Source organism: Nonomuraea sp. CX421, from assembly GCF_059358955.1.
In genome coordinates this window covers 78,768-100,008 of sequence record NZ_JCADBK010000001.1, presented here as the reverse complement: position 1 = coordinate 100,008, position 21,241 = coordinate 78,768, and the positions used below count along the sequence as shown (strand labels likewise).

Annotated in this window: 21 protein-coding genes and 1 pseudogene; 9 read left to right on the top strand and 13 right to left on the bottom strand. The window is 68.5% G+C overall.

Annotated elements, in window-relative coordinates; genetic code table 11:
* Positions 1-77: 77 nt before the first annotated feature.
* The gene (locus tag AC5L3X_RS00520) at positions 78-245 is read right to left on the bottom strand and encodes a hypothetical protein (RefSeq protein WP_494854301.1); all 168 of its coding nucleotides are present in this window, start codon (positions 243-245) and stop codon (positions 78-80) included.
* Between the two features lie 326 nt (positions 246-571).
* Positions 572-1,165, bottom strand: coding sequence for a pyridoxamine 5'-phosphate oxidase family protein (locus tag AC5L3X_RS00515; RefSeq protein ID WP_494854299.1), 594 nt, complete (start codon positions 1,163-1,165; stop codon positions 572-574).
* Positions 1,166-1,496: 331 nt separating this feature from the next.
* Here AC5L3X_RS00515 and AC5L3X_RS00510 point away from each other — a divergent pair, with 331 nt between their 5' ends.
* The 3 genes from AC5L3X_RS00510 (at position 1,497) to AC5L3X_RS00500 (ending at position 3,673) form a co-directional block, all read left to right on the top strand.
* Positions 1,497-2,312: a hypothetical protein gene (locus AC5L3X_RS00510; RefSeq protein ID WP_494854297.1), complete on the top strand. Its 816-nt coding sequence runs from the start codon at positions 1,497-1,499 to the stop codon at positions 2,310-2,312.
* On the top strand, positions 2,309-2,686 hold the full coding sequence (locus AC5L3X_RS00505) for a GntR family transcriptional regulator (protein WP_494854295.1): 378 nt from the start codon (positions 2,309-2,311) through the stop codon (positions 2,684-2,686). Before AC5L3X_RS00510 ends, AC5L3X_RS00505 begins: the two co-directional genes overlap by 4 nt.
* A gap of 276 nt (positions 2,687-2,962) precedes the next feature.
* Positions 2,963-3,673 carry a helix-turn-helix domain-containing protein gene (locus AC5L3X_RS00500; protein WP_494854293.1) on the top strand — a complete coding sequence of 237 codons (711 nt, stop codon included), beginning with the start codon at positions 2,963-2,965 and terminating at the stop codon, positions 3,671-3,673.
* Between the two features lie 66 nt (positions 3,674-3,739).
* Here AC5L3X_RS00500 and AC5L3X_RS00495 read toward each other — a convergent pair whose 3' ends face one another.
* On the bottom strand, positions 3,740-4,234 hold the full coding sequence (locus AC5L3X_RS00495) for a dihydrofolate reductase family protein (protein WP_494854291.1): 495 nt from the start codon (positions 4,232-4,234) through the stop codon (positions 3,740-3,742).
* Between the two features lie 233 nt (positions 4,235-4,467).
* Here AC5L3X_RS00495 and AC5L3X_RS00490 point away from each other — a divergent pair.
* Both AC5L3X_RS00490 and AC5L3X_RS00485 read left to right on the top strand, forming a co-directional pair.
* Positions 4,468-4,572, top strand: a pseudogene (locus AC5L3X_RS00490) (RidA family protein); the annotation flags it as partial.
* Positions 4,573-5,306: 734 nt separating this feature from the next.
* Positions 5,307-7,643 (top strand): non-reducing end alpha-L-arabinofuranosidase family hydrolase, encoded by a 2,337-nt coding sequence (locus AC5L3X_RS00485; protein WP_494854290.1) that lies wholly within the window; start codon positions 5,307-5,309, stop codon positions 7,641-7,643.
* A gap of 51 nt (positions 7,644-7,694) precedes the next feature.
* On the opposite strand, the gene AC5L3X_RS00480 is transcribed toward AC5L3X_RS00485, so the two are convergent.
* Together AC5L3X_RS00480 and AC5L3X_RS00475 are read right to left on the bottom strand one after the other, a co-directional pair.
* Positions 7,695-8,375: a response regulator gene (locus AC5L3X_RS00480; protein WP_494854289.1), complete on the bottom strand. Its 681-nt coding sequence runs from the start codon at positions 8,373-8,375 to the stop codon at positions 7,695-7,697.
* Entirely contained in the window at positions 8,372-9,472 is a 1,101-nt protein-coding gene (locus AC5L3X_RS00475; RefSeq protein ID WP_494854288.1) for a sensor histidine kinase, read from the bottom strand. The genes AC5L3X_RS00480 and AC5L3X_RS00475 overlap by 4 nt, the downstream gene beginning before the upstream one ends.
* 516 nt (positions 9,473-9,988) lie before the next feature.
* Here AC5L3X_RS00475 and AC5L3X_RS00470 point away from each other — a divergent pair.
* Positions 9,989-11,293 (top strand): alpha/beta hydrolase family protein, encoded by a 1,305-nt coding sequence (locus tag AC5L3X_RS00470; RefSeq protein WP_494854286.1) that lies wholly within the window; start codon positions 9,989-9,991, stop codon positions 11,291-11,293.
* Between the two features lie 315 nt (positions 11,294-11,608).
* The gene (locus AC5L3X_RS00465) at positions 11,609-12,001 is read left to right on the top strand and encodes a hypothetical protein (protein ID WP_494854285.1); all 393 of its coding nucleotides are present in this window, start codon (positions 11,609-11,611) and stop codon (positions 11,999-12,001) included.
* Here the strand turns inward: AC5L3X_RS00465 and AC5L3X_RS00460 are convergent.
* From AC5L3X_RS00460 to AC5L3X_RS00435, 6 genes are all read right to left on the bottom strand, one after another.
* Positions 11,967-12,830, bottom strand: coding sequence for a pentapeptide repeat-containing protein (locus AC5L3X_RS00460; RefSeq protein WP_494854284.1), 864 nt, complete (start codon positions 12,828-12,830; stop codon positions 11,967-11,969). The two genes, AC5L3X_RS00465 and AC5L3X_RS00460, sit on opposite strands and share 35 nt — an antisense overlap.
* A gap of 183 nt (positions 12,831-13,013) precedes the next feature.
* Positions 13,014-13,280, bottom strand: coding sequence for a PIN domain-containing protein (locus tag AC5L3X_RS00455; RefSeq protein WP_494854283.1), 267 nt, complete (start codon positions 13,278-13,280; stop codon positions 13,014-13,016).
* On the bottom strand, positions 13,277-13,501 hold the full coding sequence (locus AC5L3X_RS00450; RefSeq protein WP_189121913.1) for a type II toxin-antitoxin system VapB family antitoxin: 225 nt from the start codon (positions 13,499-13,501) through the stop codon (positions 13,277-13,279). Before AC5L3X_RS00450 ends, AC5L3X_RS00455 begins: the two co-directional genes overlap by 4 nt.
* 23 nt (positions 13,502-13,524) lie before the next feature.
* The gene (locus tag AC5L3X_RS00445) at positions 13,525-14,403 is read right to left on the bottom strand and encodes a hypothetical protein (protein ID WP_494854281.1); all 879 of its coding nucleotides are present in this window, start codon (positions 14,401-14,403) and stop codon (positions 13,525-13,527) included.
* Positions 14,397-15,170, bottom strand: a complete 774-nt coding sequence (locus tag AC5L3X_RS00440) for a MerR family transcriptional regulator (protein WP_494854279.1) — start codon at positions 15,168-15,170, stop codon at positions 14,397-14,399. Before AC5L3X_RS00440 ends, AC5L3X_RS00445 begins: the two co-directional genes overlap by 7 nt.
* A gap of 43 nt (positions 15,171-15,213) precedes the next feature.
* Entirely contained in the window at positions 15,214-16,170 is a 957-nt protein-coding gene (locus AC5L3X_RS00435; protein ID WP_494854277.1) for a helix-turn-helix transcriptional regulator, read from the bottom strand.
* A 61-nt stretch (positions 16,171-16,231) separates the two neighbouring features.
* On the opposite strand from AC5L3X_RS00435, the gene AC5L3X_RS00430 reads away from it, so the two are divergent.
* Positions 16,232-18,538: an ATP-binding cassette domain-containing protein gene (locus AC5L3X_RS00430; RefSeq protein ID WP_494854276.1), complete on the top strand. Its 2,307-nt coding sequence runs from the start codon at positions 16,232-16,234 to the stop codon at positions 18,536-18,538.
* Positions 18,539-18,580: 42 nt separating this feature from the next.
* On the opposite strand, the gene AC5L3X_RS00425 is transcribed toward AC5L3X_RS00430, so the two are convergent.
* Entirely contained in the window at positions 18,581-19,723 is a 1,143-nt protein-coding gene (locus AC5L3X_RS00425; protein ID WP_494854275.1) for a DUF5685 family protein, read from the bottom strand.
* A gap of 84 nt (positions 19,724-19,807) precedes the next feature.
* On the opposite strand from AC5L3X_RS00425, the gene AC5L3X_RS00420 reads away from it, so the two are divergent.
* Positions 19,808-20,251 carry an RrF2 family transcriptional regulator gene (locus AC5L3X_RS00420; protein ID WP_494854273.1) on the top strand — a complete coding sequence of 148 codons (444 nt, stop codon included), beginning with the start codon at positions 19,808-19,810 and terminating at the stop codon, positions 20,249-20,251.
* 35 nt (positions 20,252-20,286) lie between these two features.
* Here AC5L3X_RS00420 and AC5L3X_RS00415 read toward each other — a convergent pair whose 3' ends face one another.
* Entirely contained in the window at positions 20,287-21,066 is a 780-nt protein-coding gene (locus AC5L3X_RS00415; RefSeq protein ID WP_494854272.1) for a L,D-transpeptidase, read from the bottom strand.
* Positions 21,067-21,241: the final 175 nt, after the last annotated feature.

The window sequence follows — 21,241 nt, the reverse complement described above, 5'->3', positions numbered from 1 at the left end:
CGACCCCGCCCCTGACCACCTCCTAAAACGCCCCGCCCATTACTTTATGAACGGGGCGTGAGTGTCTATCTGAGTGACTACGGCTCCGCAATCAGCGGAAAGATCCTGTCCATGACCGTCGCACCCTCCTGCATGACGGGGCGAATCTGCTTGCGGTAGACCGTCTCCGTGACCACGGTGTTCGTGTGGCCCACCAGGCGCGAGATGTGCTCGATCGGGACATCGTGCGCCGAGAGCTCAGGCACCGGATCGCGCTCTAGGGCAACCTCTAGACCTAGAGGGGACTGACTCTAGGTCTAGAGTCCCGACCCCCCGGCTGGTGGCGCAACTCGCCATCCGACAAGCCACCAGTTGGGGATAGCGCCCCCCATTGGATGCTTCGCGGTCCGTCACTGGCGAGCTCGCGGAACCGCTACGCCAGCCGTTGTCTCAGCACGCCTTCCAATCAGAGCAATGCTCAATACCTGTGGATCCGCACTGACGGAAGGAGGCGTACCTTCCCGATGGATGCGGGTGGCATGACTGTCTTCCGGGTACACCCCACCGTGGTGTCGGCTCCACCGGCCGGGTCTTATGTGGTAGGCGGAAGCGGTGGCAGGGGCAGGGGCAGACCCGGCAGGCCATCGATGCTGGTCGCGATGTGCTCCTTCTTCTGGAAGTACACGTCGAGCGACTCATCGGTCTCGCGCGCGAAGCGCGACGCGTGCAGCGGGCGGTCCTCGTCATAGGTCATGAACGGGACGGCGTACCCGCAGGTATCGCGGATCTTCTCGGCGGTCACGACGATGATCGCGCGCAGGCCGTGCAGGGTCGGGTCGATGTGGGGGAAGTAGCCCATCAGCTCGGCCCAACGTGCATCGTCGCGGAAGACCGGCTCTCCGCGGCCGTGCACGCGCACGATGTTGGGCGGCCCCTCGAAGGCGCACCACATCAGGGTGATGCGGCCGTTCTCGCGCAGATGAGCGATGGTCTCGGCGTTGCTGCCGGCGAAATCGAGGTAGGCCACGGTGAGTTCGTCGAGCACCGCGAACGAGCCGTTCAGGCCCTTGGGTGAGAGGTTGACGGTGCCGTCGCCGTCCAGCGGCGCCGTCGCCGTGAAGAAGATGTGCTGTGCCTCGATGAAGGCACGCAGCCTGCCATCTATCCGCTCGTAACTCTTTCCCATAGAGGCCGATTATGACGGGTGGGTGATCCTTCCCCTCCACGGCGGGAGGCAGGGATCACGCGCCAGTCGAGATCGACTACCGCCAGCCCAGATCACGATCGACCAGACGGCGAGAGCGGCGCCCCGCCGGGCATGGTGGCCTGCTGAAGCGCGAGCCGCGGCCCAGGCGTCGCAGCGTGCCCCGAGTCGAGATCCGCCGTCTCATGCCGGTACGGCTGACCGGCGACTTCAGCGACCTCCACCCCTAGGAGGAGATATCCGACGGGGCGTTGACTTTGTCGCAAGATATGACGCACCATGTTGATACAAAGCTTGCGACAAAGGAGGCGCTATGACCCGTGAACCGTTATCGGACGCTGGCCCGCCGGCGCGTGCGGCCGATCTGCGACTGGCGGGCGAGTGGCTGGCCCGGCACGACCTGGCCGGCGCCCGCCCGACCCCGCTGCTGGCCGGTCGGCTGGCGGTCCGCAGACGCGCCCGTCTCGCCGCTCAGATCATCCTGACCGTGCTGATCCTCGCGAGCACGCTCGTCGCCACTTCCGCCTTCGGCGGCTCCCAGCCGCATCGCCCGCTGCCGCTGCTGGCCCTGATCGCGCTGGTGGCCGGGCTGCTGCTGGCACAGTGGCTGCTCGACTGGTGGGTGCGACGCGTCGACCAGCGGGCGGGCGCGACGCTGTCTCGCAGGGCCGCCCATCTGATCCAGCCCGGCTGGCGGGCCGTGCTCGGCTGGCCGTACGCCGTCTTCGCGGTCGCCACGTCCGCCGGCGCGATGGCGCTGGCCGGGAGCGCCCTGGCCGTTCCCGACCCCACCGTGCGGCAGCTGGCCGTCGTCCTGCTGATCGGCCTGCTCGGCGTGACGGCCATCCTCGCCATGCAGCTGCGCCACCTGCTCAGGCGCCCGGTCGTGGCGCAGGACGAGGAGTCGCTGACCGCAGACGTCATCATGCGCGTCGAGGACGCCCGCGAGTTCACCTTGCCGAGCGTGCAGTGGACGCTGCCCATGGTGCTGCTGTTCGGCACCGCGCCCGGCTGGTTGAGCGCCGCTTCGGTCGTCTATCTGATCCTCGGCCTGGTCGCGTGCGTCGTGCTCCAGGCCAGGATGCCGTCGAGCGCGACGATGGCCCGGCGGGCCATGAGCGTCCGATGATCGTCATCGACGCGGCCTCGCCGGTGCCGCCGTTCGAGCAACTGCGGGCCCAGCTCGCTCGGCAGATCCAGGACCGCACGCTGGCCGTGGGTGCCCGGTTGCCGACCATCCGCCACTTCGCGGCCGACCTCGGCCTGGCCGTCAACACGGTGGGCCGGGCCTACCGGGAGCTGGAGGAGGCGGGGCTGATCGAGACGCGCGGGCGGGCTGGCTCGTTCGTGGCGGCCGCCGGCGAGGAGGGGCGGGAGCGGGCCCGCCGGGCCGCCGCCGACTACGCGGCCGTGATCGCCAGCGTCGGCATCGACACGGGCGAGGCGATCCGCATCGTAGAGGCGGCTCTGACGTCCGGCGCGGCAGCGCCGGCCTCGTCATGACCGTGACCCAGCCACGAGGTCACGTCGCCGGGGTCACGTCGCCGGGGTCACGTCGCCGGGGTCACGTCGCCGGGCGCGCGACGCCGGCGTAGCAGCCGATCAGGCGGCGTCCATCCGCCGCATCGGCTGCTCCAGAAAGCCCGCACCGACTCCGCGGTGATCTCTCGATCTCGGTGTGGGTCATGCGGAGCAACAGTAGTCGGATGGCGGCCGCCCATTCCGGTTGCCGGAAAGGGGACCTGCTCGTGAAAACGCGAAGCGGCGTATTCTTCGGCCGTGGGACTCCGGTTCGAGACGCGTCGGTCCGACTCGCCGTGGGTCGACACCGTGTGGACATGCACGAGCGAGCAGGTCGCTGCGATGACGTCCGTCGCGGGAGTGTGTTGGGGCCTGGTGTTCTGGGAGCAGGCCGGCCGGACGTACGCGGGCATCACCGGTCCCGAGACCCGGACCGGCACGGCGCCGGTGCCGGAGGTCGCGACCTTTACCGGCATCGACTTCGCCGTGGGCACCTCGTTGCGGGCCGTGCCCACGCCGGCGCTGGTCGGCGGCGGCATCGAGCTCCCCGACGCCACGCGCCGGACGTTCCGGCTGGACGGCGCGCGCTGGGAGACGCCCGGCCCCGACGACGCCGAGGCCCTGGTCGACAGTCTCGTCCGAGCCGGGATCGTGGTCCGTGACCTGCTCGTCGCCGACGTGCTGCGGGGTCACCGCCCGGCCGTCTCGGGGCGCACGGTCGAACGCCGGTTCCGCGCCACGACCGGACTGACGCGAGGCGTGGTCCGGCAGATCGAGCGGGCCCGCACGGCGGCGGCACTGCTGGCTGCCGGCGACCCGGCCGCCGACGTCGTTGCCAAGCTCGACTACTTCGACGAGCCGCACCTGGCCCGAGCACTGCGCTCCTACATCGGACGCACCGTCAGGCAGCTGCGCGAGGGCGCCGGCGGCGCGATCGCCCTCGACCTGGGTCAGCGCTTGACGTCGTAGACCAGCTTCAGGATCCCGTTCGAGTAGCTCTCCGACTCCCGCAGCGTCAGCAGGTGCTTGTCTCGGTCAGCCCGGCCGAACAGGCTCTTCCCGGCACCGAGCAGCACGGGGAAGACGAGCAGGTTGTGACTGGTCGATCAGGCCCGCATCCGACAGCCGCCGGGCCAGCTCCGCGCTCCCGTGGATGAAGATCGCGCCGCCCTCGCCCTCCTTGAGCGCGGCGACGTCCTCGGTCGAGCGCAGGATCGTCGTCGGCCCCCACCCGTCGACGAGGGCGTCGTCAGACAGCGTGGTCGACACCACGTACTTGGGCAGCTCCTTGTAGTCGGCGTGGTCCTCCGAACCGGGCCAGACCGGAGCGAACGCCTCGTAGCTGCGGCGGCCGAACATCAGCGCCGTCGTGTCGGTGAGTTCCTCGCCCTTCAGCGACCAGGCTTCCGGGACGAAATCGAGGTCCTTGACCACCCACCCGCCGCTGCGGTGCTCCTCCCCAGGCCCGCCGCCGGGCGAGTCCACGACGCCGTCCAGCGACATGAAACCGGTGTAGACCAGGTCACGCATTGTGCTGTCTCCTCATGTTCGGGCGAACTGCTGGGTCCACGCTAGATCGCGGCCGCGGCGGCCGTCTTGGACGGAAACGACAGCGGGTCCGAAATGCGCTCCCCTCGTAGCGTAGAGACCGACCCGAGATGAGGTTGGCGCGTGGGAAGCACCAAGCGGACGTTTGATCGGGAGTTCCGGGCGGGCGCCGTGCGCATCGTCAAGGAGACCGGCAAGCCCGCCACCGCTGGCGGCGGTTGGGCGCCGCCGGGGTGGCGCCGTCCGCCACGATGCTCGGGGTGACCCGGCTGGCGATCCCCGACCGAATGGTCGAGCTTGAGGGGACCGCCGTCGGGTGAGGTGACCTCGCCGCCTGCCAAGAGATCGGCGACCGTGAGGGTGAACCCGCGGATGGGGTGTCTCTCCGGGATTCACGGATGGAGGGTCGCGCCTTCCGGCGAGTCCCTTTCTGTTGTTAACGCTAACATTCCGCCTTTCGATCGCGCTCTCGTCTCTGTCGAGCGGGTTGTGGTGGCGGAGAGGAGCAAATCTCAGGCGGAGGGGGCTGTCAAGGGCCCCGCAAGTGCCGGGCCGGGAGGAGTGAGAGGCGCGCCGGTCTATCTGGCGTTCCAAGGGGGCCGCACCTGGCCGGTGAAGGTTGTTCGTGATGAACGTTTCATCGATGATGTCGTGGCTCGAGTGACGGCGCCGCAACTTTCAGGAGGATCAGGCGGACGTCGGAGCATGTCCGTCGCCTATGTGTTGGGCAGGTGAACCGAAACTTTCCGGAGAAGCTTGACACATTTCGTGATGGTTTCCACACTGAGGCACCGAGACGGTCTCCTGTCAGTCGGTGGTGCGCGGCAGGGATCGCCGTCCGCGACGCCCGGTGGTGTGCGTCCCCGGTGAGGGACGTGGCGTCGGTCCATGGGATGTCCCCCGCGTTTCCCTGCTTTCCATGATCAAAAATGGAGGCTCAGTCATGGGCACGAATGCCATACCCCCGCCCGGAACCAGGCGGCCCTTCAGCGGCCTCCGCCGGGCCCTGATCGCCGGCGCTGTCGGCACCCTCGTACTCGGCACGATCACGACGGTGACCGGCCCGATCTCTGCCGGTGCCGCCTCCGCCAGTGCCGCGGCGAGCACGCTCGGCGCGGCGGCCCAGCAGAGCGGACGATACTTCGGCACCGCGATCGCCGGAGGCAAGCTCGGCGACTCGGCGTACACCACGATCGCGAACCGCGAGTTCGACATGGTGACGGCCGAGAACGAGATGAAGATCGACGCCACCGAACCCAACCGAGGTCAGTTCAACTTCACCAACGGCGACCGCGTCTACAACTGGGCCGTGCAGAACGGCAAGCGGGTCCGCGGGCATACCCTCGCCTGGCACAACCAGCAGCCGGGCTGGATGCAGTCCCTGTCCGGTGCGACGCTGCGCCAGGCGATGATCGACCACATCAACGGCGTGATGGCCCACTACAAGGGCAAGATCTACGCCTGGGATGTGGTCAACGAGGCCTTCGCCGACGGCCCCTCCGGCGGCCGGCGCGACTCCAACCTGCAGCGCACCGGCAATGACTGGATCGAGGTCGCCTTCCGCACCGCACGAGCCGCCGACCCGGCCGCGAAGCTCTGCTACAACGACTACAACATCGACAACTGGACCTGGGCCAAGACCCAGGGCGTCTACAACATGGTCCGCGACTTCAAGGCGCGCGGCGTGCCGATCGACTGCGTCGGCCTGCAGTCACACTTCAACAGCAACAGCCCCTACAACAGCAACTACCGCACCACCATCCAGAGCTTCGCCGCCCTCGGCGTCGACGTACAGATCACCGAGCTGGACATCCAGGGCGGCTCGGCGACCACCTACGCCAACGTGACCAACGACTGCCTGGCCGTCCCCCGCTGCACGGGCATCACCGTGTGGGGCGTCCGCGACAGTGACTCCTGGCTGGGCGCGAACACCAGCCCCCTGCTCTTCGACGGCAACGGCAACAAGAAGGCCGCCTACACGTCGGTCCTCAACGCCCTCAATGCCGCGGACCCGAACCCGGATCCCACCCCGACGCCCACCCCCACGCCGACCTCGGGCGGCGGCACCGGACAGATCAAGGGTGTGGCCTCCGGACGTTGCGTGGACGTGCCCGGCTCCAGCACCACCGACGGCACCCAGGTGAACCTTTGGGACTGCCACACCAATCCCAACCAGCAGTGGACCTATACCGCCGCCGGTGAGTTCAGGGTCTACGGCAACAAGTGCCTGGACGCCGCCGGCACCGCCAACGGCGTCAAGGCTCAGATCTACACCTGCTGGGGCGGCGACAACCAGAAATGGCGCATCAACACCGACGGCAGCATCACCGGCGTGCAGTCCGGCCTGTGCCTGGACGCCGTCGGCACCGGAACCGCCAACGGCACCCTGATCCAGCTCTATGCCTGCTACGGCGGCAACAACCAGAAATGGACCTGGAACGGCACCCCGGGAACCCCCGACCCGACGCCGACACCGACCGGCACGTGCGCTCTTCCGTCGACGTACCGCTGGACATCAACGGGCCCGCTGGCGAACCCGAAGTCGGGGTGGGTCTCGCTCAAGGACTTCACCGTCGTCCCCTACAACGGCAGGCATCTCGTCTATGCGACGACGCACGACACCGGAACTACGTGGGGTTCGATGAACTTCGGCCTCTTCACCAACTGGTCCGACATGGCCTCGGCCAGCCAGAACACGATGTCCTCCGCCACTGTCGCGCCTACGCTCCTCTATTTCGCACCGAGGAACATCTGGGTGCTCGCCTACCAGTGGGGTGGGACCGCTTTCTCCTACAGGACGTCGAGCGACCCCACCAATCCGAATGGCTGGTCGTCGCAGCAGGTGCTCTTCTCCGGAAGCATCTCCGGCTCCGGAACAGGACCCATCGACCAGACACTCATCGGTGACAGCACGAACATGTATCTGTTCTTCGCCGGGGACAACGGCAAGATCTACCGGGCCAGTATGCCCATCGGGAATTTCCCGGGCAGTTTTGGCACGACCTCGACGGTGATCATGAGTGACACGACGAACAATCTGTTCGAAGGAGTTCAGGTCTACAAGCTCCAAGGCCAGAGCCGATACCTCATGCTCGTCGAGGCGATCGGCTCGCAGGGGCGTTACTTCCGCTCCTTCACGGCCACCAGTCTGAACGGTTCGTGGACACCGCAGGCCGCGACCGAGAGCAATCCCTTCGCCGGCAAGGCCAACAGTGGCGCCACCTGGACCAACGACATCAGCCACGGCGAACTGGTTCGCAGCGATCCCGATCAGACCATGACCGTTGATCCCTGCAATCTGCAGTTGCTCTACCAGGGACGTAACCCCAGCTCCGGCGGCGACTATGGCCTCCTGCCCTACCGGCCGGGAGTGCTGACACAGCAGCGCTGACGGCGTGGAGTCGGAGCGGCGGGCTCGGCGTAAGGACCGAGCCCGCCCCGGTCAGCTGGTGCCCGATGGGCCGCCTGGGGAGATCAGTCCGGTTTCGTAGGCCAGCACGACGGCTTGGACACGGTCGCGGAGGCCGAGTTTGGACAGGATGCGGGCGACGTGGGTTTTCACGGTCGTCGCGCTGAGCGTCAGCCGGTCGGCGAGTTCGGCGTTGCTCAGGCCGGTGGCGAGCAGGCGTAGTACTTCCAGTTCGCGTGGCGTCAGTTCGGACAGATCGCGGTGGAGATCGGCCTTCGCCTCGTCTCGGGATGCGAACCGCTCGATGAGGCGGCGCGTGATGGTCGGTGCGAGCAGGGCGTCGCCGGAGCGCACCAGACGTACCGCGGCCACCAGGTGCTCGGGGCTGACGTCTTTGAGCAGGAAGCCGCTGGCGCCGGCGGTGAGGGCGGCGTAGACGTAGTGGTCGAGATCGTACGTGGTCAGGATGACGACGCGGGTCTCGTTCGCTCCACCGCTCATGATCTGGCGGGTGGCTTCGATGCCGTCCATCCGCGGCATCCGGATGTCCATGAGCACGACGTCCGGCCTGGTGCTCCGTACGGCGGCGACCGCTTCGGCACCGTCGGCCGCCTCCGCCGCGACCTCGATGCCGTCGGCGGAGAGGATCATCCGAAACCCGGTGCGGACCAGCGCCTGGTCGTCGGCGATCACCGCGCGCAGCGGCCCGCTCATGCGGCGGTCCACGGAAGGCGGGCCGTGACCTGATACCCGCCCTCGGTCCTGGGGCCGGCGACCAGGATTCCGCCGTAGACGGCCAGCCGTTCACGGAGCCCGATCAGCCCGCGGCCGTTGCCGGCCCGCGACTGGGGGCCCGGCACGCCGCCGGTGTCGGTGACCTCGATCTCCAGCCAGTTGCCGCTGTGGCCGATCGCGATGGACGCCGCCGCGCCGACCGCGTGCTTCATCGTGTTGGTCAACGCCTCCTGCACGACGCGGTAGACGGTGAGGCCGACCCCGTCGGGCAGGGGGCTCGGCGGCGAGAGCGCGACGTCCACCGGCACCCCCGCTGCGCGTACCCGCTCGACGAGGCCGCCGAGTTGGTCGAGTCCGGGTTGCGGTTCGAGGCCATCGCTCCGGCTGTCCACGTGCCCGTCTTCCTGTCCTGCGAGCAGGCCCATGACGTTGCGCAGTTCGGCCATGGCGGCTCGACCGCTGCTTTCGATCGCGAGTAGTGCCTGCTTGGACAGCTCCGGCTCGACGTCCATCACTTTGCGCGCCGCGCCCGCCTGGATCACCATCACACTCACATTGTGGGTCACCACATCATGGAGTTCGGCGGCGATCCGGGAACGCTCGGCCTCGACTGCCTGCCGCATGGCGTCCTCCTGGGCCTGCTGAAGTTCGGTGAGCCGATCCCGGCTCCGCCGCAGGAAGCGGACGATGCTCGCGCAGACCCCGGCGCTCAGCAGGACGACGTAAGGCCCCAGCCAACTGGGAAGACTGGGGAGGCTGGATGCGATGTCCCGGTCCAGGGCACCGGCCAGCACGGCCGCGAGCAGGAGGCCGGCCGCCGCAGGCACTCGGTTGCGGCTGTGGGCGATGGCGCTGTAGCCGGCGATCGCGCAGGTCAGCACGGTGATCCACGTCTGACCGCCGTTCGCGGCCAGCGCCGCGGACACCACCACCCAGAAGGTGGTGAGCGGATACCGGCGCCGGGCCGCCAGCGGCAAGGCGGTCAGCGCCACCAGGAGCCAGGGCGGATCCTCGGAGACGGCGCCATGCGGCGGGTCGATCCGCGCAGGGGCGGACGGCTGGGCGCCGATGCTCACGCCCGGTAGCTCCGGAGGAGACGGGACCACGGGGGGAGACGGGACCACCGGGGGAGACGGCAGTTGCAGCCATTCGGTCAGAGGGTGTGACCGCACGTCGACGCGATGAACCGGGCCTTGGAGTCCTGCCGCGGCCATCAACGCGATGACGGTCAGGAAGATCGCGAGCAGTGCGTCGGCGGCGAGAGCCCTGTGAGACGGACGGACGGTTCGCGGTTCCGGACGCAATATGTCCCGCACGTACTGCCGCCAAAACCGTCGTTCGTCTGTTGCCATCGGCACATTGTCGCGCTCACGTGGTCCGCCGCACATCGGCTTCAGTGACCCACGGCGGTGTCCGCTGGGAGTACATCGCAGGGATGACACCGCAGGCGGGTCGTTCTCTGGAGGTATCCGATATGGGTACGACGGCCGACGCGCATGGACATCAGCCACGTCTAGCCTCGTCCCTGCCATCGGGCCGCTGCGGGACTTCCCGCCTGAGCGGCCCTTTCGATCGGAAGGACGGACACGTTCATGGGGCATGTGACAGAGCCGGTGGACACAGGCAGGCGGTACGGCGGCGCGGGTGCCCCGGCGCACGCCGCCAGGGGAGGGGCGTCCGCCACCAAGCAGGGCATCTCCCGGATCCTGCGCGGCGGTGGGGTCGCCGCAGGGGTGCTCGCCTTCGTGGCGACCACGTCGATCACGTCGGCCGCGTCCGCGCAGTCCGCGCCTGCCTCGGCCGGCCTTTCGACGACGATGAGCAGAACAACCTACCTGCCCAAGCCGACCGGTTCGCATCCGGTCGGCACCACGTCGCTGTACCTGAAAGACACCTCCCGCCCCGACCCCTGGGTCCCTTCGGTGAAAGCCCGGGAGCTCATGGCCTCCCTGTGGTACCCGGCCAGGTCGCCGGGCCGTAAGCGGGCCCCGTACATGACACCCAAGGAATCCGAGCTCCTCCTGAAGAGCGGGAAGATCACCAGCGTGCCGGCCGACACGCTGAGCAAGACGCGGACCAACGCCTTCACCGACGCCAAGCCGGCAGGTCGTAAGCACGGTCTACCCCTCGTCGTGCTCTCCCCCGGCCACAGCAAGCCCCGGACCGAACTCACCGCACTGGCCGAGGATCTGGCCAGCCGAGGCTATGTGGTGGTCGCGATCGACCACACCTACGAGAATGTCGCCACCACCTTCCCCGACGGACGGGTGACCACCTGCGTCACCTGTGAGCTGGACAAGAATCCGGCATGGTGGGAGAAGCTGGCGAACAGTCGGGCGGCCGACGTCTCCTTCGTGCTCGACCAGGTGACCGGGTCGCAGTCGAAGTGGAAGGGCGCTCGCCTGATCGACACCTCCAGGATCGCCATGGCCGGCCACTCCGTCGGAGGAGCGAGCACCATCGCGGCCATGCTCAAGGACTCCCGGATATGCGCCGGCATCAACATGGACGGCACCACGGAGGTCCGGATCCCGGACGGCGGACTGGCGCGGCCGTTCCTGTTCTTGGGCAAGTCGGCCACCTACACCCCGGGGAAGGGAGAGGCGGCCGCCACCTGGGAGCGCGACTGGAAGCAGATGAACGGCTGGAAGCGCTGGCTCCTGGTGACCGGGGCGGAGCACACCTCCTTCACCGACCTGGGTGTGCTGGTCGACCAGCTGGGCATCGACGTCGGCGCCGACATTCCCGGTGTCCGCGCCATGGACATCACCCGCAGGTACGTCGCGGCCTTCTTCGACCTGCACCTGCGCAAGAAAGCCCAACCCCTGCTGAACAAGCCGTCGACCCGCTACCCCGAGGTCAAGCACTGCTCGCCCGAGACGAAAACCTGCCAGTAGGACGCTGCCCGGTGCCGGCCAAGGCCGACGAGGCAGCGGATGGCTCGCCGCGTCGGGCTGAATGGCTGGCGTGGTGGCAGAGCTTGACACCGGAGGCCGCCCGCTGCGCCGACATCGGGTACGGTTTCGGCCATGGTCAACAAGTTCGTCCGTCTTCGGAGCATCTGAAACGGTGTGCCCTGTCGGTCGTTCAGCGACCGGCGGCAGTTGAGGAGATCCCGCCAGGAAGTGATGAAACCCTGGGGTGGTTACGGCGCCAGAAGCCGAAGATATCCGCTGCGTTCCCTGTGTCTTTGATCGGTAGAGTGGTCGGCCATGGGCGTTCTCGTCGACTATTTCACCGCGGACTCCGACCAGTCCGCCCGGCTGGCCCTGGATGGTGGGCCGGAGGGCATCAATCTGCCGTACGTCGATTGCAAGGGGTGGCTCGACGAGCTCGACACGCTGGTCGCGGAGCTTAGCGGACGCGATCTCAGCGAGTTCGGGGACAGCGAGACCGTCGTGGACGACGGCGAGTCAGCGGGCGTGGACCGGGCAGCGCCCGAGACCGTTGCCGCGCTCGCCGCCGTGGACGACGTGCGGTTGCGTGAATATGCCGAGGAGGAACTACTCGACGAGTTCGAGGTCGACCGCATCACGGCCTTACGGGATCTGGCCCGCGAGGCGGTGCGGCTCAATCAGGAGCTGTATCGCTGGATGTGCGTCTGAACGCCTCGAACAACTCCTCGCGGAGCGCGGGCGGCACTTTGCGGCCCATGTCCAAGGGACTCACCAACGCCTGGTCGTCGTTCCGCGTGAAGGCTGTGTCCGCGAGGAACTCCAGACTGAAGCGGGCCTCCTTCCGAAGGCGTGTATCCGGCCACTGTTCCACCAAGGGCAGTACGGCGGCCACGCGCACGCTGATCCGGTCGAGGAGCGCGTAGCCGGGCAGTCCGGGCCAGCATTGGGCTTGCAGGTCGATGTGATGGAAAGCGACGTGGTCCAGCTCTGCGCCGATGAAGTCGTTTCCGGTGAAGTCATTGCGGTCCCTGCCCAGCGCGGGCTGGTTGTCGGTCGGGCGGCCCCAGAAATTGATGTTCCGTACGCGACCGAGGAAGACGCAGTCGACGAACTCTGCTTCGAAGGTGTTCGTCTGGTCTCTCAGCCGAGACCGGTCGAAGGTGCACCTCTCGAAGCGGACGTTGCCGAAGAACGTGGAGGGTGCGAAGCGGGTGCGCCGGAACACGCAATCGCGAAAGACCGACTGTGGCCAGTTGACACCGTCCCAGGTGCCTCGCCCGCAGGTCGTGGCCATCGACAGGCGCTCGAAGACGACGTCGGTGAAGTCGCATCCCTCGAACTCGCCGCCGTGAGCGCTGAACTCGGCGAACCGACTTCCGGAGAAGTCCACGTCCACCAGCCGTGCCCGGTCGAAGGTCACGCTCGATATTTCGGGGGGTAACTCGAACCGCTGACCGCGAAGCTCACCGCGCGCTATCCAGGCAGGGTCCCATGCCTCTGGACTTGGCTGAAGGTTGAGTTGCTCGAACGCGTTCACGTGGGCCGCCTGTTTCAGATCGGGAGTTTGGGCTGAAGCCGAGGTGTTCTAGCTGATCCAGCGCGCCGGCTGTCCGGTCAGGCGGGAGATGGTCTCGAAATCGGCGTCGGCATGCAGCACGGTGAGCTTGTGATGCCGAGCCGTAACCGCCATGAGGAGATCGACCGGTGAAGCGCACTGGTGTCACCCCTTGTCGGCCAATTCGCGCTGCAACGTGCTCGTCTCGTGCCAAGCGAAATCAGGGATCCCGTAGTACGGGAAGGTCTCCTGAAGGAGGTTGCCGGCCTCGTAGAAGGCCGGTCGGCCGCCGACAGCCCGGAGGTACTCCTGCCTGACCGGCTCACAGATGCCGACGAGTCCGGCGCAGACTGTCTGGTCCCATTCCGCGCCGACCTGACCATGGTAGAAGCGGACCAAAGCGCTGGTGTCGATGAGGTAGGGCTCTGTCACGCAACGGCCTGCTGCGCGCCGTCACCCTTGTCGATGGCTGAGAAGTCGATCTCTCCTTCGGAGACCATCGCACGCATGCGAGCCACAGCCGCTGCCCGCCTGCGTCGATCGACGATCTCTCGTATAGCGGTGTTCACGGTGTCTTTCTTGGACCAGGTGCCGAGCAGCTTTGCGGCTTCGGCCAAGGCTTCGTCATCGAGATCGATCAGAGTCTTCGTCATGCCACCGCCTTGTATATACGAATTCAGATCAGTAGATCAGGGGGCGTTGGCCCTGGTGATTCTCGAGGCACGGGTTCAGGGCGGGGGCGTAGCGCGTGGACGGCGGTTCTGGGGTCGTCGGCGAAGAAGCGGATGACGCGGGCCTCGGCGCGGCGGCCGAGGGGGCGGACGGCGATGATCGGTTCGGTCAGTTCGATGATCAGGTTGGTCTGGGAGGCCACCGCCACGGCCAGCCGGTCGTCCTCCACCTTGACCGTGCCGTTCTCGTTGAAATTGTGGACGTGTCGCACTTGGGCGATCCGCTCGCGCGGGACGCGCAGGTCGAAGAACGCGCCGTAGCGGATGCGGACCTCGTCGGCGGAGACGACGTGGGGCCGGGTGACGCAGGCCGCGATGACCGCGAGCACGATGAGGACCGTGTAGGCGTCGACCACCAGGATCACGGTACGCAGGCCGATCGGCGCGCCGAACGCCCGCAGCAGGATCTCCGCGCCCACCAGCTCCACGACCATCGCGCCCAGGAAGATCGTCATCGTGGAGGTCTGCGCGCGGGAGTAGGAGACGGCAGTGGCTCCATCGGGCACGCCGTCGCGGCGTCGCGCGACCCACAGGGCGAGGCTGACCAGGCCCTTCAGGTCGAATCCCACGATCCGCCGCACCTGTTCGGGGACCAACCGGCGATAGGCCGTCCGCAGCGCCGTTCGCCGTTTCGCGCCGGCCCGGCGCTCCGCTCCGAACAGTCGGTACAAGGTCGCGGCCTCCAGGATGAGCACCGCGACGACGGCCGCCTCGGCCAGCGCGATCAGCGGGAGAGGCAGTGACACGCCGGACACGAGCAGGACCACGAGCAGCAGCTCCATGGGGACCATGGCGAACAGCGCGGCGCGCGCGACCCTCAGCATCCCCGCTCCTTCAGCATGATCACGAGCAGCCGGAACACCTCGATCTGGGCGGCGGACACCTCGGCGTACATCATCCCCAGCCACTGCCCGCCGACCGTGTCCGAGCCGGTGCCGGGCGGGGGCAGGCTCGCGATCATCGCAGCCGCCATCTCGTCCGGCAGGTAGGCGGCGAGATCGGCGGCGAGCGTGGTGACGCGGGGGTCGCCGGGGTCGGCGTCGGCGAGTTCGTCCAACCGGGCGTAGAGGGCGTGTCCCCGCGCGACCGCGTCGGGCTCGGTGAGCGGGCGGAACAGCTCGACGAACTCGGCCCGGTCGGCCGGGTCGGCGACGGTGTCCAGCAGAGCCAGCAGCTCTCGGTCGATCGCTGCGGACTTCGAGCCCTCGGCGGTGAGATCGCGCAGCACCGCCGCCATGTCGGGCGACACCGTCGAGTCGGGATGCAGGTCCGCCTCCGCCAGCAATGCGGCCAGCCGGTTCCGTTTGACGCCGATCGCCTCCTGCTGCCGGGCCAGGTCGGCGTCCAGCTCCAGGAGCATGTCCCGCAGCTCCCGGCCCTGGTCGTCGGCCAGTGCGTCGCGGATCTCGTCCAGCGACAGACCCAGCTCGGCCAGCCGGCGCACACGGGCGAGAGCCACCGCGTCCCGCAACCGGTACTCCCGGTAGCCGTTGGCCAGGCGTTCGGGCTCGGGGAGAAGTCGCAGGTGGTGGTAGTGGCGCACGGTCCGGGTGGACACCCCGACCAGCGCGGCAAGCTCGCCGATCCTCATGCCCCTCATTGGACACGTTGACGCTACGTCAAGGTCAAGCCGGTCATTCGCCGGCGGCGAGCAGGCGGCGGGCGAAGGCGGCACAGGCGTCGCGGAAATCCGAGGGCTCGATGATGGAGAAGTCGGCGTCCAGGAAGGCGAGGTGGAGGATGAGCCATTCCCAGGAGTCGAGCCAGACGGTGACGAGGGTCTCCTGGTCGTCGACGCGCTGGATCTGCGCGTCCTGGTACTTCAACGCGTCGGCGACCTCGTGCGGTTGCGCTCGTACGGCGAACTGGACGCGACGACGCTCGGCGTTCAGGCCCTGTCGGAGGTAGGACAGGGCCGTGTCGGCCGGCAACCTGCGGGCGGGGTGACGCAGGCCGGTGCGTACGAGGTCGGTGAGGCGGTCGAGACGGAACACCCGCCAGTCGGATCTGTCCAGGTCCCAGCCCAGGAGGTACCAGCGCAGATGCAGGTGGACCTGCCGGTGCGGCTCCACCCGTCGCCGGCTCGACCTCCTGTGCTGGTCCGTGTAGTCGAACGACACGACCTCCTGACCGCTGATCGCCTCGGCCAGGCCGGCCAGGACCTCCGGGCTCACGCTGGGCGCGTGTTGCCGGCCGGTCTCCAGGCTGGCGCGCAACGCGGTCGCTCGTGGACGTAGCCGCGCCGGGAGGAACTGGTCGAGTTTCCCGTAGGCGCGGGTGGCGGCGTCGTCGAGAGTCCCGTCCTCGTCCGAGCTCGCGGAGGCGAGAGTGGCGAGACCGAGCAGCGCCGCGATCGCCTCGTCGTCGTCGAGGACGAGTGGAGGCATCGTCCGGCCTGCCACGAGCCGGTAGTAGCCGCCGGGCCCCGGTTGGGTCTCGACGGGATAGCCGTAGCCCCGGAGTCGTTCGACGTCACGGCGGACGGTGCGCGGGCTCACCGCCAGCCGGGAGGCCAGCTCTTCCCCGCTGAACGGCCGGCCCGTCTGCAGGGTCGACAGCAGGGCCAGCATGCGTCCGGTCACATCGGCCATGCCTCCATCATGCGCGCAATTGCGGTCAGGATCCGACCACATCTGGTCCTACCGTCGGGGCATGCGCAACATCTCCATCAAGGGCGCCCGTACGAACAACCTCCGCCGGGTGGACGTGGAGATCCCACGCGACCACCTCGTCGTCTTCGCCGGCCTGTCAGGGGCGGGCAAGTCGTCGCTGGTCTTCGACACGATCGCGGCGGAGGCCGGTTACCAGCTCAACGACACCTTTCCGCCGTTCACCCGGAACCGGCTGCCGAAGTGGACCCGTCCCGACGTGGAGCACATCAGCGGGCTCTCGCCGGTGGTGATGATCGACCAGCGGCGCATCGGCGGCAACGCGCGCTCCACACTCGGCACGATCACCGACACCTGGACCTACCTGCGGCTGCTGTACTCGCGACTCAGCGAGCCCCATGTGGGCGAGTCGAACCACTTCTCGTTCAACGACCCGGCCGGGATGTGCCCGAGGTGTTCGGGACTCGGCGAGATCGTCGCCTCCGCCGTCGACCGCTTCCTCGACCTGGACAAGTCACTTCACCAGGGCGCGATTCGGCTGCCCGGTTTCGGTGACGGGGGCTACTGGTACTCCAAGTACGCCGACATCGGGTCTTTCAGCCCGGACACGCCGCTGCGGGAGTGGAGCCAGGCCGAGCGGAACGCGCTGCTCTACGGCGGCGAGGCGGCGGCCGGGTTGGGGCACCGGCCGCCCAAGGACTACGAAGGGGTCGTCGAGCGGTTCGAGCGGATCTACCTGCACACCTCGGACAATACGTCCGAGCGCAAGCAGGAGACGATCCGCCGGTTCACCCGGTCCGAGGTCTGCCCGGACTGCGGTGGGGATCGGCTCAACGAGCGGTCCCGCTCCGCCACCGTTCTGGGACACACGATCGGCGAGCTGTCCCACCTGGAGGTCGCCGAACTCGCCGAACTCATCCGGGGCATCGACGCGCCGCACGTCGCCCCCGTGGTGACCGCACTGATCTCCAGGCTGGACGCCATGGACGCCATCGGGCTGGGCTACCTCACCCTGTCGCGTGCGACCACGACACTGTCGGGCGGTGAGTCCCAGCGCGTCAAGATTGTGAAGCATCTCGGCTCCAGCCTCACTGAGATGATCTACGTGTTCGACGAGCCCACGGTCGGGCTGCATCCCACCGACGTCGAGTCCGTGACGAGACTGCTCGGGCGACTGCGTGACAGCGGCAACAGCGTGCTCGTCGTCGAGCATGACCCCGCTGTGATGGCGGTCGCCGACCAGATCATCGAACTCGGTCCCGGCGCCGGGGCCGACGGAGGCCGGCTCGTCTTCCAGGGCACCTTCGAGGAGCTCCGGCACGCCGACACGCACACCGGTCGCGCGCTCTCCCAGCCCCGGCCCGCCGGACGCACTCCGCGTACGGCCAAGGCGACGCTTACGATCAGCGACGCGACGCGCAACAACCTGCGGCATGTCACCACCGGCATTCCCGTCGGTGTGATGACCGCCCTCACCGGCGTCGCGGGCTCCGGCAAGTCCAGCCTCGCCGCCGAACTGGTCGAGCAGCACGAGGTCACCGTCATCGACCAGCGGCCGGTCAGCACCAACCGCCGGTCCACGCCCGTCACCTACACCGGCATCGCGCCGGCCATCCGCAAGCTGTTCGCCCGGTACAACGGTGTTCCCGCCGCGCTGTTCAGCGCCAATTCGGCAGGGGCCTGCCCCGAATGCGACGGCCTCGGGATCGTCTACACCGACCTGGCCTTCATGGACGGTCAGGAATCCGTCTGCGAGGTCTGCCAGGGGCGGCGCTTCGTTCCCGAGGTGCTCGCCCACACCGTCGACGGGCTGTCCATCGCCGACGTCGAGGCCCTCTCCGTCGACCAGGCCAGGGACCGGTTGCCCGACAAGCACATCACCAAGGCCCTCGGGCACCTGTCAGAGGTCGGGCTCGGCTATCTCCGGCTGGGCCAGTCGCTCACCACGCTCTCGGGAGGGGAGTGCCAGCGCGTCAAGATCGCCAAAGAGTTGCGCGACACCGAACAGCCCACCGCCTACCTGCTCGACGAGCCCACGACGGGCCTGCATACCAACGACATCGACACCCTGCTCCACGTGCTGGACGCGCTGGTCGAGCAGGGCCACACCGTGGTGGTGATCGAGCACGACCTGGACGTCGTACGCCACGCCGACTGGCTGATCGATTTGGGGCCCGGCCCCGGAAGGCACGGCGGGACCGTCCTCTACGAGGGCCGCGTCTCGAACTACCCGCCGGACGCCGGCACGCCGACGGCCCGAGCCCTCGCGGACCACGACGCGGGCCGGACATGGGCCAAGGCGGTTCGGGACGCACCGGCGCCTCGGAGACCTGAGCCGTCCGTTCACTGAGCGTGCCTGGGCGGCAGCCGGGACTGACCTGCCCCCCGATGATCAGCCGCAATCGCAACCGCAGGCGCAGCCGTCCTCGCCCGAGCAGCACGAGCAGCAGTTGCCGCAGTCGCAACAGCAGTCGTAGCCGGAGCAGTCGCAACGCCGGCAGAACGAGCTCTCGTGATCGTCGTCCCAGGCGGGCCGATACAGGCCGCAGGTGCAGCAGGTCAGCGCGGCGCACGCCAGTGACAGCAGCCCGCCGGGGTCCCGCTTCGGTGGCCGACCACCCGGCGGTGCTTCGGGATCGGATCCGGGGGCGTGGCCGGGGCCGTGCGTTCCGGCGGTGGCGAAGGTCCGGGAGACGGCCCTGCCGGTCTCCCGTACCAGCAGGGCCCGCGTCAGTCCGGGACGCGGCAGGTCCAGCTCGGCCACGGCGGCGCGCAGATCGGCGTGCGCGGCGTCGCAGTGGCGGCGCGCTTCGTTCAGGTCGGTGCCGGTGGCGGCCAGCGGGTTGTACGCCCCGGACGCACGGTCGTCGGCCAGGTCGTCCACCGCGTCGATCAGGTGTGCCAGCCTCCCGAACCCGCGCCCGGCCGCCTCCAGGGCCTCCAGGTTGTGCGGCTTTCCGGTGAGCACCGCGGTGTGCGCGAACGCGGCGGCCACGGCGTCCTCGGTGGGCCTCGTCAACTCCGGTAACCCGGGCGTCGTGGCGCTCCCTGAGGCCGGGCCGCGTTCCAGAAGGGCCTGGCGATGGGCCGCCTCGGTCAGGGGAGCGGGATCGAACCCCAGCGTGCCGGCCGTGACGGTGCCGGCCGAGGACCAGCGGCGCGCCAGGCGGGTGGCGCCGGCGGCCACCGGGCGGCGAGCGTAGACGCCATCGCCGTCCGCCACGTGGTCGCGCATCTTTCCAGCCGCCAGGAGCAGCGACACCGAGGCCGCCAGCCGTACCCCCTCGGCCTCGATCACGTCGGCGCCCTTGAAGCCGCGCAGCGCGCACGCGCCCGCCCGACGGCGTGGCGCGGACGCGGGCGACTGGGCCTCGGTGAGGACGGACACGAGCAGGCCGTCGTAGTTGGTGACCAGGCGGGACAGCTGTCCGTGTTCGTCGCGGAGCGCCAGGCAGAGCCCGCACAGATGGCCCATCCAGTCCGCGTAGAGCCCCTCGCGCATGACGTGCCGACACGGGCGGACAATGCCGAACATGCGTCCCCTTTGGTGCGTATTGCGGAGCCAACCGTAGCATCGGGCCGGTAGGAGCATGGTGGTGCGAGCGCCTACCTTGGGGGCATGCGCCTGACCGCCTTCACCGACATCTCGCTGCGGATCGTGATGCGCCTGGCCGTGGTGCGCGGCGACGAGCTGCTGACCACGCGGGCGGTCGCCGACGTGCTCGCGGTGCCGTACACACATGCCGCCAAGGCGGTGGCGCGGTTGAGCGAGCTGGGTCTGGTGGAGGCCCGGCGGGGGCGCGGCGGTGGGCTGCAGCTGACCGCGGAGGGACGCGGTGTCACGGTGGGCTCGCTCGTACGGCGCCTGGAGGGCGAGCACGAGGTGGTGGGGTGCGAGGACGCGCTGATGCCGTGCCCGTTGCGGGCGGCCTGCCGCCTGCGCGGCGCGCTGCGCCAGGCGCAGGAGGCCTTCTACGCCTCGCTCGACAGGCTCACGGTCACCGAGCTGGTGACCGAGCCGACCGGGCCGGTGCTGCTCACGCTGACCGCCCCTCCCGATTGAGGGGGCGGCGACCCGTCCGTTCGGCGCGCCATTGGTCAATGGGTGATGATGACGAGGCTGCCCAAAGGGATGCGAGACAGAACGCGCAGCGCCGCCGCGGGGACCCGTACACAACCGTGGCTAACGTCCTGACCGAACACGCTCTTGTCCGGCCAACCGTGCAGAGCGATCGTGCCGGCTCCGCCGTTGAAGCGGTCAAGGGTGGTCGAGTGCAAGCCCAGCGGAAGCATGAGCGGGGTGAAAGCCGGGTCGGGGGGAGACAGAGAGGCGAGCAGAAACGTGCGGCCGGTCGGCGTGGGTGTCGCTGCGGCGCCCACGGCCACTGTCCATGACCGGGGTCGATGGCCGGCTTCGAACAGGGTGAGCTTGCGAGCGGACAGCTTGATTTCCACTCGGTAAGGGCTGTAGGCGTTCTGCAGCTTTCCGTTGTCGCTGTAAATCCATCCGGTCGACTTGTTCGGTCGGCTTGGCAAGAGAACTCGCATCCACCCCGGCTGCGTCTGCACCACCGGAACCCACGTCGGGTTTCCCAGTTCAGTGTTGGACAGCACCGCCACCGGAGGCCCACCAGGACGGGCGTAGACGACCTGTGGCTCCGTGGGATGTGTCACGAGCCCAGTGCCGGGATCGAGCGGGTGGGAGTCCTTTGGCGCTCCGCGCAGCTTCGTGAAGGTTGTAGCGCGTGGCAATCGCGCGATATGCGCTGATGACACCGACACCGGCCTGATCAGTTGCTCCGGCGGTGATGCGATCCGCTGTGGCATGTCCGTGCCGCAGGCGGCTGCGAGCGGCATGACCGTCAGCACCGTCCACACGATCGCCTTTTTCGACCGGCCGGCCACACGAGCGGATGTGTGGCACCGAAGGTGACCGTGCAAAGAGAACCTCCGAGTACTCGATGGTCGGTGGCGGGGGAGAGCGCGGAGCCGAGGGTGACATGAGCAGCCGACGCCATGTAATGCGCCACAACACGACGTGCGAGCACCTTTC

What these genes read in the sequence shown, in the direction of transcription:
- AC5L3X_RS00515 (WP_494854299.1), bottom strand. Translation starts at nt 1,165, where the DNA reads ATGGGAAAGAGTTACGAGCGGATAGATGGCAGGCTGCGTGCCTTCATC.
- AC5L3X_RS00510 (WP_494854297.1), top strand. Translation starts at nt 1,497, where the DNA reads ATGACCCGTGAACCGTTATCGGACGCTGGCCCGCCGGCGCGTGCGGCC.
- AC5L3X_RS00505 (WP_494854295.1), top strand. Translation starts at nt 2,309, where the DNA reads ATGATCGTCATCGACGCGGCCTCGCCGGTGCCGCCGTTCGAGCAACTG.
- AC5L3X_RS00495 (WP_494854291.1), bottom strand. Translation starts at nt 4,234, where the DNA reads ATGCGTGACCTGGTCTACACCGGTTTCATGTCGCTGGACGGCGTCGTG.
- AC5L3X_RS00480 (WP_494854289.1), bottom strand. Translation starts at nt 8,375, where the DNA reads ATGAGCGGGCCGCTGCGCGCGGTGATCGCCGACGACCAGGCGCTGGTC.
- AC5L3X_RS00470 (WP_494854286.1), top strand. Translation starts at nt 9,989, where the DNA reads ATGGGGCATGTGACAGAGCCGGTGGACACAGGCAGGCGGTACGGCGGC.
- AC5L3X_RS00465 (WP_494854285.1), top strand. Translation starts at nt 11,609, where the DNA reads ATGGGCGTTCTCGTCGACTATTTCACCGCGGACTCCGACCAGTCCGCC.
- AC5L3X_RS00450 (WP_189121913.1), bottom strand. Translation starts at nt 13,501, where the DNA reads ATGACGAAGACTCTGATCGATCTCGATGACGAAGCCTTGGCCGAAGCC.
- AC5L3X_RS00445 (WP_494854281.1), bottom strand. Translation starts at nt 14,403, where the DNA reads ATGCTGAGGGTCGCGCGCGCCGCGCTGTTCGCCATGGTCCCCATGGAG.
- AC5L3X_RS00440 (WP_494854279.1), bottom strand. Translation starts at nt 15,170, where the DNA reads ATGAGGATCGGCGAGCTTGCCGCGCTGGTCGGGGTGTCCACCCGGACC.
- AC5L3X_RS00435 (WP_494854277.1), bottom strand. Translation starts at nt 16,170, where the DNA reads ATGGCCGATGTGACCGGACGCATGCTGGCCCTGCTGTCGACCCTGCAG.
- AC5L3X_RS00430 (WP_494854276.1), top strand. Translation starts at nt 16,232, where the DNA reads ATGCGCAACATCTCCATCAAGGGCGCCCGTACGAACAACCTCCGCCGG.
- AC5L3X_RS00425 (WP_494854275.1), bottom strand. Translation starts at nt 19,723, where the DNA reads ATGTTCGGCATTGTCCGCCCGTGTCGGCACGTCATGCGCGAGGGGCTC.
- AC5L3X_RS00420 (WP_494854273.1), top strand. Translation starts at nt 19,808, where the DNA reads ATGCGCCTGACCGCCTTCACCGACATCTCGCTGCGGATCGTGATGCGC.